Source organism: Dietzia cercidiphylli, assembly GCF_014145145.1.
Lineage (GTDB): Bacteria > Actinomycetota > Actinomycetes > Mycobacteriales > Mycobacteriaceae > Dietzia > Dietzia natronolimnaea.
This window is the reverse complement of record NZ_JAALEA010000331.1, coordinates 1-10,363: the sequence shown is the minus strand read 5'-3', so window position 1 is coordinate 10,363 and position 10,363 is coordinate 1. Positions and strand designations below refer to the sequence as shown.

The following is a 10,363-nucleotide window of genomic DNA, read 5'->3' as shown; positions in this document are numbered from 1 at the left end:
GGCCGAACACGACGCCGTCGCCGGGAGCGGGGACGCCGCCGGGGCGGGACTCGTCCTGAGATCGGACGCCCAGCGGGCGGACTCCGAACTGCGGCGTCGCTTCCCCTCGGCGGTCCGCGGTGCACGGCGGCGGGTGGGCACCTCGGGGATCGAGGAGGGGCGTCGCCTGGGCGGATCGGTGGACCTCGGCCAGAGCCGCTTCCGCGGCGGACGGCGTCAGCTCGGTGCGTGACCTGTCCGGGACGGTCGAGGGCGGCGCGCCGGTGTGCAAAAGATTGCAAGGTGATGCATACTTGTGCGCATGGCAATCAAGGTAGCGGTCGCAGGTGCGTCGGGTTACGCGGGCGGGGAGTTCCTCCGCCTGCTGCTCGGGCACCCCGCGCTCGTGTCGGGTGAGATGGAGATCGGGACCCTGGCCGCGGGGTCCAACGCCGGGCAGCCGTTGGTCGAGCACCATCCCCATCTCCTGCCGCTCGCGGACCGCGTCCTGGTCGAGACCAGTGCGGACACCCTGGCCGGGCACGACGTCGTGGTCCTGGGACTGCCGCACGGGCACTCCTCGGCGATCGCCGAGCAGTTGGGGCCAGACGTCCTCGTCGTCGACCTGGGCGCGGACTTCCGGCTGTCCGACGCCTCGGACTGGGAGTCCTACTACGGGTCCGCGCACGCCGGCACCTGGCCGTACGGTCTGCCAGAACTCCCCGGCGCGCGTGAGGCGCTGCGGTCGACCCGCCGGATCGCGGTGCCCGGGTGCTTCCCCACGGGGGCGAGCATCGCGCTGTTCCCGGCGGTGGCGGCCGGACTGGTCGACGCGTCGGGGATCACGATCGTCTCGGTCACCGGCGCCTCGGGCGCGGGGAAATCCGCCAAGGTGCCGATGCTCGCCTCGGAGGTCATGGGCTCGGCAAAAGCGTACGGCGTCACGACCCACCGTCACGCGCCCGAGATCACCCAGAACCTGCGGGCGGTCACCCAGTCGCAGGTGTCGGTGAGCTTCACCCCTGTCCTGGCCCCGATGGCACGGGGAATCCTCACCACCGCGGTCGCCCCGACCACCGCCACGGCGGGGGAGTTGCGGCGGGTGTACGCCGACGCCTTCGACGACGAACCCTTCGTCCACGTGCTCCCCGAGGGCGTGCAGCCGATGACCGCCTCGGTCCTCGGGTCCAACGCCGTGCAGCTCGGCATCGAGGTCGACGAGCGGGCGGGGCGCGCGGTGTTCACCGCGGCGATCGACAACCTCGCCAAGGGCACCGCCGGTGGCGCCATCCAGTCGATGAACCTCGCACTCGGACTCCCCGAGACCGCCGGACTCAGCACGGTCGGCCTCGCCCCGTGAGTGCGGGCATCCTGTCCGGCGCGGTGTCCGGTGGGCGCACCCACGGTCTCGAGTCGTGGTCTGATCCGGTGCGCAACGACGCGGTGGTCTGGGCGGCTCCCGCGGGCGCGACGTCCGTGCTGGAGGTCGACGGCGAGGGGGCCGACGCCGCGGAGTTGCGGTGGAGCACCCTGAGCGCCGAGGTCCCGTCGATCCGCGGGGTCGTCCTGCTCGACGGTCCCGGTGCCGGTGAGCCCGGCGAGGACTTCACGTTCACCCACTGCGTCGCCGAGGACGTTGCCCGGTTCGTCAGCGCCCGGTCGGGTGCCGAGGTCGGACCGATCGAGGTGCTCGTCTTCCGACCGGACACCGATCACGAGCCGTGGCCGGAACCCGCACCCACGGCGGAGGGAGTGGAGTTCCGGTTCCGCCACCGCGGCGGTGCCGACGTCCGCCTGACCCTGACCGTTCCCGACCAGCCCGGAGAGGCCTGACATGACCACCGAGATGAACGACGGGTCGACCGAGTTGACGCCGTTCGTCCGTGCCCACGTCCTCGCCGAGGCGCTGCCGTGGCTGCAGAAGTTCCACCACAAGATCGTCGTGGTCAAGTACGGCGGCAACGCGATGGTCGACGACCAGCTCAAGGCGGCGTTCGCGGCCGACATGGTGTTCCTCCGGACCTGCGGTCTCAAGCCGGTGGTGGTCCACGGGGGCGGTCCCCAGATCACGTCGATGCTCGGCCGCCTGGGGATGGAGGGCGAGTTCCGCGGGGGATTCCGGGTGACCACGCCCGAGGTCATGGACATCGTCCGCATGGTGCTGTTCGGCCAGGTTGGCCGCGAGCTGGTGGGGCTCATCAACGCGCACGGCCCCTACGCGGTCGGGATCTCCGGAGAGGACGCCGGTCTGTTCACCGCCGTCCGGCGGACGGCGATGGTCGACGGGGAGCCGACCGACATCGGGCTGGTCGGCGACGTCGAGTCGGTCGACCCCGGTGCCGTCCTGGACCTCATCGAGGCCGGCCGGATCCCCGTCGTGTCCACCATCGCACCGGATGCCGACGGCACCGTCCACAACATCAACGCCGATTCCGCCGCCGGTGCGCTGGCCACCGCGCTCGGCGCCGAGAAGCTCGTCGTCCTCACCGACGTGGAGGGGTTGTACACCGACTGGCCGGACCGGTCCTCGTTGGTCACGCACCTCGGGACCGGGCCGCTCGCGCGGCTGCTCCCGTCGCTCGAGAGCGGGATGGTCCCCAAGATGGAGGCGTGTCTTCGTGCGGTGCAGGGCGGGGTGCGGGCGGCCCACGTCATCGACGGGCGCGTCGAACACTCCGTGCTGCTCGAGGTTCTCACCGAGGGCGGCATCGGCACCATGGTCACCGAGGGTGACCACGAGATCCGCACGCCGGCAGGAGGCGCGAGATGACCGGGACCGACACCACGTCCCTCACCGCACGGTGGGACAGCGCGCTCATGCGCAACTACGGCACCCCTCCGCTCGAGCTGGTCTCGGGCCGGGGCGTCACCGTCACCGCCGCCGACGGCCGCGAGTACGTGGACCTGCTCGGCGGGATCGCGGTCAACTCACTCGGCCACGCGCACCCGGCGGTGGTCGACGCCGTCAGTCGACAGGTCGCCGAGCTCGGGCACGTGTCCAACCTCTACATCCACCCGACGGTGGTGGCGCTGGCCGAGCGACTCGAGTCGCTGCTGGCGGTGGACGAGCCCGTCCGCGCCTTCTTCTGCAACTCGGGCGCCGAGGCCAACGAGGCCGCGTTCAAGATCGCCCGTCGGACGGGCCGTTCGCGGATCCTCGCCGCGGAGAACGGTTTCCACGGCAGAACCATGGGTGCGCTCGCGATGACGGGCCAACCCGCCAAACGTGAGCCGTTCGACCCGATGCCCGCAGGGGTCGAGTTCTTCCCCTACGGCGACACCGCCGCGCTCACCGCTCTCGTCGAACAGGCTCCCGCGGACACGGCCGCCGTGATCGTCGAGCCGGTCCAGGGCGAGGGAGGGGTCGTCGAACCCCCCGAGGACTTCCTGGCCGACGTGCGATCGTTGTGCAGCGAGCACGGGATCCTCATGATCGTCGACGAGGTCCAGACCGGGATCGGTCGTACCGGGGCGGTGTTCGCCACGCGGCGGGCCGGCGTGGTCCCCGACGTGATCACCCTGGCCAAGGGCCTGGGGGGCGGGCTGCCGATCGGTGCCTGCCTGGCGGTCGGTGCGGCCGGGGACCTGCTCACCGCGGGTCAGCACGGCACCACGTTCGGCGGTAACCCCGTCGCGTGCGCGGCCGCCCTGGCCGTCCTCGACACGATCGAGGCCGATGACCTGATCGCGCACGTCGACCGACTCGGGAAGATCATCGCGGCGGAGATCGAGTGCCTGGACCACCCGCTGGTCGACCACGTGCGGGGGAGGGGGCTGCTGCTCGGCGTCGTGCTCACCGCCCCGCTCGCCAAGGCCGTGGAGGGGGCGGCCCGGGAGGCCGGGTACCTCGTCGGCGCCACCACCGCGGACGTGGTCCGACTCGCCCCGCCGTTCGTGCTGACCGAGCAGCAGGTCGCCCGGTTCGTCGCCGGGCTCCCGGGCATCCTCGACGCCGCGACCCCGAAGGAGTCCACCTCATGACCTCGGCATCATCGTCAGCATCATCGTCGGTGCGGCACTTCCTGAGGGACGACGACCTCAGCCCCGCGGAGCAGGCCGAGGTCCTCGATCTGGCGATGCGGCTCAAGGCCGCCCCGTTCTCGGCCCGCCCGCTCGAAGGGCCGCGGTCGGTCGCCGTGATCTTCGACAAGACCTCCACGCGGACCCGGTTCTCGTTCGACGCGGGCATCGCCCAACTCGGTGGGAACGCCATCGTGGTGGACTCCGGATCCACCCAGATGGGCAAGGGTGAGACCCTCTCCGACACGGCGAGGGTGATGTCGCGCTACGTCGAGGCGATCGTCTGGCGCACCTACTCGCAGGACGGGCTCGCCGAGCTCGCCGCGCACTCGGACGTGCCCGTCGTCAACGCCCTGACCGACGAGTTCCACCCGTGCCAGATCCTCGCGGACCTGCTCACCATCCGCGAGAACTTCGGTCGCACCGCCGGCCTGCGCGCGGTGTATCTCGGCGACGGTGCGAACAACATGGGGCACTCGTATCTGCTCGGGTTCGCGACCGCGGGAATGCACATCACCATCGCCGCGCCGGAGGGATACCAACCGACGGGGCAGGTGGTGTCGGACGCCGAGCGCGTGGCGGCGGGGACCGGTGGCTCCGTGAGGATCACGACCGACGTCGACTCGGCGGTGGCCGGGGCGGACGTCCTCATCACGGACACCTGGGTGTCGATGGGGATGGAGGACTCGGCGACCGACCGGCTCCGCGACCTGGCCGGTTACCAGTTGGGCCAGGAGTCCGTCGACAGGGCGTCCGACGACGTGATCGTCCTGCACTGCCTTCCCGCCTACCGCGGCAAGGAGATCGCGGCCGAGGTCATCGACGGCCCCCGCAGCCGCGTGTTCGACGAGGCCGAGAACCGGCTCCACGCGCAGAAGGCGCTGCTCGTGTGGCTCATGGAGCGGTCGTGATGACGGTGGGGACGGTCAGCAGGACCGCCAGGCACGCCCGGATCGCCGAGATCCTCCAGCGCCGACCCGTCCGGAGCCAGACCGAACTGGCGGAGGCCCTGGCCGAGGAGGGCATCGCGGTCGCGGTGGCCACCCTGAGCCGGGATCTCGACGAGCTCGGGGCCGTCAAGCTCCGGGCCGCCGACGGAGGCGCGGGCCGTTACATCATCCCGGAGGACGGCAGCCGGGCCCCGGGGATCCCCGGGGGCACGGACAGGCTCGGCAGGCTGCTCGGCGACCTGCTGGTCTCGGCGGACCACAGTGGCAACATCGCGGTCCTGAGGACCCCGCCCGGCGCCGCGAACTTCCTGGCGAGCGCCCTGGACCGCGCCAACCTCGACGACGTGGTGGGGACCATCGCCGGGGATGACACCATATTCGTGATGGCCCGTGAACCCGTCGGAGGCGCCGAGCTCGCGGACCGGCTCGCCTCCCTCGCCCGACGCCCACTCTGACATCCACGACCCCAACCCAGACCTTAGAGATCCGAACCATCAAGGAGCACACCATGTCCGATCGCGTAGTCCTCGCCTACTCCGGCGGCCTCGACACCTCTGTCGCCATCAGCTGGATCGGCAAGGAGACCGGAGCCGAGGTCGTCGCCGTCGCCATCGACCTGGGTCAGGGCGGTGAGGACATGGAGGTCATCCGGCAGCGCGCACTGGATTGCGGCGCCGTCGAGTCGATCGTCGTGGACGCCCGCGACGAGTTCGCCGACGAGTACTGCGCCCCCACGATCAAGGCCAACGGGATGTACATGCGGGAGTACCCGCTGGTCTCGGCGATCTCCCGCCCGCTGATCGTCAAGCACCTGGTCACGGCGGCCAAGATGCACGGCGGTACCTCCGTCGCGCACGGCTGCACCGGCAAGGGGAACGACCAGGTCCGCTTCGAGGTGGGCTTCGGTGCGCTCGCCCCGGACCTCGAGGTGATCGCCCCGGTCCGCGACTACGCCTGGACGCGTGAGAAGGCCATCGAGTTCGCGGAGCAGAACGAGATCCCCATCAACGTGACCAAGAAGTCCCCGTTCTCGATCGACCAGAACGTCTGGGGCCGCGCGGTGGAGACCGGTTTCCTCGAGGACCTGTGGAACGCCCCCACGAAGGACGTCTACGACTACACCGAGGACCCGACCCTCAACTTCGCCGCTCCCGACGAGGTCACCGTCACCTTCTCGGAGGGCATCCCGGTGGCGATCGACGGGCGCAAGGTCTCCGTGCTCGAGGCCATCGTGGAGCTCAACCGCCGGGGCGGGGCCCAGGGCGTGGGGCGGCTGGACATGGTCGAGGACCGGCTCGTCGGTATCAAGAGCCGCGAGGTGTACGAGGCGCCGGGAGCGATGATCCTCATCACCGCGCACAAGGCGCTCGAGGACGTCACCCTCGAGCGTGAGCTGGCGCGGTACAAGTCCGGGGTCTCCGACCAGTGGTCGAACGCGGTCTATGACGGCCTGTGGTTCTCCCCGCTGAAATACGCCCTCGACGCCTTCATCGACAACACCCAGCAGCACGTCTCCGGGGACATCCGGATGGTCCTGCACGGTGGTTCCATCGTCGTCAACGGTCGTCGTTCCGACTCCTCGCTCTACGACTTCAACCTCGCGACCTATGACGAGGGGGACTCGTTCGACCAGAGCTACGCCAAGGGCTTCGTGAACCTCCACGGTCTGAGCTCCAAGATCGCCGCCAAGCGGGACCTCGGGCTGTGAGCGACGCCGACCGGCAGGACGAACGGCACGGCACCAACGCCGGAGCGCTGTGGGGCGGACGCTTCGCGGGCGGGCCCGCGGAGGCGATGGCCGCGCTGAGCAAGTCCACGCACTTCGACTGGGAGCTGGCTCCGTACGACATCAGGGCCTCCAAGGCCCACTCCAGGGTTCTGCACCGCGCGGGGTTGCTCTCCGGTGCGGACCTCGACGCGATGCTGGACGGTCTGGACCGCCTGGCCGCGGACATCGATTCCGGCGCGTTCGTCCCCGCAGAATCGGACGAGGACGTTCACGGTGCCCTCGAACGCGGTCTGATCGACCGGGTGGGGGTCGAGGTGGGTGGGCGCCTTCGTGCCGGCCGGTCCCGCAACGACCAGGTCGCGACGCTGTTCCGGATGTGGTTGCGTGACGCGGTGCGTGAGGTGGCCGGGGGTGTGCTCGACGTGGTCGACGCTCTCGTGGCGCAGGCGGACGAGCACCCCGAGACCGTGATGCCGGGCAAGACGCACTTCCAGGCGGCTCAGCCGATCCTGCTCTCGCACCAGCTGCTGGCCCACGCGCAGCCGTTGCTGCGGGACGTCGATCGGATCCGGGACCTGGACCGCCGTCTCGCGGTGTCTCCGTACGGTTCGGGCGCTCTGGCCGGTTCGTCCCTCGGACTTGACCCGGACGCGATCGCGGCGGAGCTCGGGTTCGATCGCGCGGCGGACAACTCGATCGATGCGACGAGCTCGCGGGACTTCGCCGCCGAGGCGGCCTACGTCCTCGCGCAGATCGCGGTCGATCTCTCCCGGCTGGCGGAAGAGGTGATCGCCTGGTCGACCCCGGAGTTCGGATACGTGACCCTGGCCGACGAGTGGTCGACCGGTAGTTCGATCATGCCGCAGAAGAAGAACCCGGACGTCGCGGAACTGATGCGCGGGAAGACGGGTCGGTTGATCGGCAACCTGACCGGACTGCTCGCCACCCTCAAGGCCCAGCCGTTGGCCTACAACCGGGATCTGCAGGAGGACAAGGAACCGGTCTTCGACTCGGTCGCCCAGCTCTACCTGCTCCTCCCCGCGATGGCGGGGATGGTCTCGACCCTGGAGTTCCACCCGGAGCGCCTCGCCGCGCTCGCCCCGGCCGGATACACACTGGCCACCGACATCGCGGAGTGGATGGTCCGTCAGGGCGTGCCGTTCCGCGTCGCCCACGAGGCGGCCGGGGAGTGCGTGCGGGTGGCCGAGGCCCGCGGCGTCGGGCTGGACGAGCTGACCGACGACGAGTTGGCGGCCGTCGACCCGGCGCTGACGCCCGACGTCCGCGATGTGCTCACCGTGACGGGATCCATCGCGTCACGGAGTGCACGGGGCGGTACCGCCGGCACCGCAGTGGCCGACCAGCGGCGGCGGCTGGGAGAGATCCGTGACGAGCTCGCCCACTGGGTAGGGTGAGCGCCATGTCCGCCATCGATGACCGTCTGTTGGAGATCCTCGCCTGTCCCGAGGACAAGGGTCCGCTCCTCCTGGCGGGAGACGACACGCTGTACAACCCCCGCCTCCGCCGCGCGTACAGGATCGACGGCGGCATCCCGGTCCTGCTGGTGGAGGAGTCACGTCAGGTGGATGACGCCGAGCACGTGGACCTGCTCGCCCGTGCGGGCGGCGCTCCGCAGGAGTGACCCGACCGGACACCGGTCCGGGGCAGTTCCGGGCGCTGCTCCGCGACGCCCACCCGGCCGATGCCGCACGGGCACTGCTCGGGGGTGTCCTGACCCATGGTCCGGTCTCGGTGCGGGTGGTGGAGGTGGAGGCCTACGGCGGACCGGTCGACTCGCCCCACCCGGATCCCGCCGCCCACACCTGGCCGGGTCCGACCCCGCGGAACGAGGTGATGTTCGGCGACGCCGGTCACATGTACGTCTACCTGAGCCACGGGATCCACCGGTGTGTCAACATCACCTGCCGTCCCGCGGGCGAGGGCGGCGGGGTGCTGCTGCGAGCCGGGCGGGTGGAGGGCGGACACCGGGTGGTGGACGACCGCCGGCCCGGGATACCCGTCGAGCGCGCGGCTCGCGGGCCGGGCAATCTCGGCAAGGTGCTGGGCATCGAGCTGTCCTACCGGGGCATGGACGTCCTCGACCCGTCGTCGTCGGTCACATTCCGCGCCGATCCGGTAGCCGAGTCGCAGATCCGGTCCGGTCCCAGGGTGGGTGTCTCCCGTGAGGCGGACAGACCCTGGCGGTTCTGGCTCGCGGGCGCCCGGGAGGTCTCCTCCTACCGGCGCAGTCCACGCGCGCCGAGGGTGACGCACCCCGCCCCGTGGTAGCCCACCACGTCGATGGGGAACAATGGCGTGCGTGACTTCCAACATCCTCGAAGACCTGCAGTGGCGGGGGCTCATCGCGCAGTCGACCGACCTCGACTCGCTCCGTGCCCATCTCGACGAGGGCACCGTGTCGCTGTACTGCGGCTTCGATCCCACCGGGCCGAGCCTGCACGCAGGTCACCTGATCCCGCTGCTCACCCTCCGGCGGTTCCAGCTGGCCGGGCACCGGCCGATCGTCCTGGCCGGCGGAGCGACCGGGATGATCGGGGACCCCCGCGAGGTGGGGGAGCGCACCATGAACACCGCGGACACCGTGGCCGAGTGGACCGAGCGCATCACCGGTCAGCTCGAGCTGTTCGTGGACCTCACGGAGGGGCCGGTGGGCGCCCGGGTGGTCAACAACATGCAGTGGACCGGTCACCTGACCGCCATCCAGTTCCTCCGCGACGTCGGCAAGCATTTCTCGCTCAACACCATGCTCGGGCGCGACACCGTCAAGCGTCGCCTGGACGGTGACGGGATCTCGTACACCGAGTTCTCCTACATGCTCCTCCAGGCCAACGACTTCGTGCAGCTGCGTCGCACCATGGGGTGCACCCTGCAGATCGGCGGCTCCGATCAGTGGGGGAACATCGTCGGCGGCGTCGATCTGAACCGCCGGATGGACGGGGAGTCGGTGCACGCGATGACCGTCCCCCTGGTCACCTCGTCCGACGGGAAGAAGTTCGGTAAGTCGACGGGCGGCGGGAGTCTCTGGCTCAACCCGGCCCTGACGAGTCCTTACACCTGGTACCAGTACTTCCTCAACACCTCCGACGCCGACGTGGTCCGCTACCTGCGGTGGTTCTCGTTCCTGGGCCGGGAGGAGATCGACGAGCTGGACGCACTCACCAGGGAGAAGCCGCACCTGCGGGCGGCGCAGAAGCGCCTGGCCGAGGAGATGACCACGATGGTGCACGGGGTGGCGGCCACGGAATCGGTGCAGGCGGCGTCCCAGGCCCTGTTCGGACGTGGCGAGCTGGCCGGGCTCGACGAGCGGACCCTCGGCGCTGCGCTCGAGGACGCCGGCGCGGTCGAGGTGGGGTCCGACAGCCCGAGGACGATCGTCGATCTCCTGGTCGCCTCCGGTCTGTCCGAGAGCAGGGGCGCGGCGCGACGTGCCGTCGGTGAGGGTGGCGCGTACGTCAACAACGTGCGCATCGACGACGCGGAGTGGACCCCGCAGGCGAGCGACCTGCTCCACGGCGAGTGGCTCGTCCTCCGGCGTGGAAAGCGGAGTTTCGCAGGGGTGCGGATCCACTGATCCGGGGAGCATCGCGACACGGCGCCGGTCTTCACCGGCGCCGTGTCGCATTTCTGCCTGTTGACCTGGCGATTTGCGTTTGGGTTCACGTCT

General features: G+C 70.4%; 11 protein-coding genes and 1 pseudogene. All 12 read left to right on the top strand.

Going from position 1 to position 10,363, the window contains the following annotated elements:
* Window positions 1-232, top strand: a pseudogene (locus tag G6028_RS12070) (DUF2786 domain-containing protein); the annotation flags it as partial.
* A 69-nt stretch (window positions 233-301) separates the two neighbouring features.
* The gene (gene argC, locus G6028_RS12065) at window positions 302-1,339 is read left to right on the top strand and encodes an N-acetyl-gamma-glutamyl-phosphate reductase (RefSeq protein WP_182659006.1); all 1,038 of its coding nucleotides are present in this window, start codon (window positions 302-304) and stop codon (window positions 1,337-1,339) included.
* Window positions 1,336-1,812 carry a hypothetical protein gene (locus tag G6028_RS12060; protein WP_182659005.1) on the top strand — a complete coding sequence of 159 codons (477 nt, stop codon included), beginning with the start codon at window positions 1,336-1,338 and terminating at the stop codon, window positions 1,810-1,812. Before argC ends, G6028_RS12060 begins: the two co-directional genes overlap by 4 nt.
* A gap of 1 nt (window position 1,813) precedes the next feature.
* Window positions 1,814-2,749: an acetylglutamate kinase gene (gene argB / locus G6028_RS12055; protein ID WP_182659004.1), complete on the top strand. Its 936-nt coding sequence runs from the start codon at window positions 1,814-1,816 to the stop codon at window positions 2,747-2,749.
* Entirely contained in the window at window positions 2,746-3,960 is a 1,215-nt protein-coding gene (locus G6028_RS12050) for an acetylornithine transaminase (RefSeq protein WP_182659003.1), read from the top strand. Before argB ends, G6028_RS12050 begins: the two co-directional genes overlap by 4 nt.
* Window positions 3,957-4,910 carry an ornithine carbamoyltransferase gene (gene argF, locus G6028_RS12045; RefSeq protein WP_182659002.1) on the top strand — a complete coding sequence of 318 codons (954 nt, stop codon included), beginning with the start codon at window positions 3,957-3,959 and terminating at the stop codon, window positions 4,908-4,910. The genes G6028_RS12050 and argF overlap by 4 nt, the downstream gene beginning before the upstream one ends.
* Complete coding sequence (locus G6028_RS12040) at window positions 4,910-5,404, top strand: arginine repressor (RefSeq protein ID WP_176474999.1); 495 nt, start codon at window positions 4,910-4,912, stop codon at window positions 5,402-5,404. The genes argF and G6028_RS12040 overlap by 1 nt, the downstream gene beginning before the upstream one ends.
* 53 nt (window positions 5,405-5,457) lie before the next feature.
* Window positions 5,458-6,657, top strand: a complete 1,200-nt coding sequence (locus G6028_RS12035) for an argininosuccinate synthase (RefSeq protein ID WP_095717203.1) — start codon at window positions 5,458-5,460, stop codon at window positions 6,655-6,657.
* Entirely contained in the window at window positions 6,654-8,093 is a 1,440-nt protein-coding gene (gene argH, locus G6028_RS12030; RefSeq protein WP_182659001.1) for an argininosuccinate lyase, read from the top strand. Before G6028_RS12035 ends, argH begins: the two co-directional genes overlap by 4 nt.
* Before the next feature lie 5 nt (window positions 8,094-8,098).
* The gene (locus G6028_RS12025; protein ID WP_182659000.1) at window positions 8,099-8,320 is read left to right on the top strand and encodes a Trm112 family protein; all 222 of its coding nucleotides are present in this window, start codon (window positions 8,099-8,101) and stop codon (window positions 8,318-8,320) included.
* Window positions 8,317-8,967, top strand: a complete 651-nt coding sequence (locus G6028_RS12020; RefSeq protein ID WP_182658999.1) for a DNA-3-methyladenine glycosylase — start codon at window positions 8,317-8,319, stop codon at window positions 8,965-8,967. Before G6028_RS12025 ends, G6028_RS12020 begins: the two co-directional genes overlap by 4 nt.
* 31 nt (window positions 8,968-8,998) lie before the next feature.
* Window positions 8,999-10,270 (top strand): tyrosine--tRNA ligase, encoded by a 1,272-nt coding sequence (gene tyrS, locus G6028_RS12015; protein WP_182658998.1) that lies wholly within the window; start codon window positions 8,999-9,001, stop codon window positions 10,268-10,270.
* The last annotated feature ends 93 nt before the right edge of the window (window positions 10,271-10,363 follow it).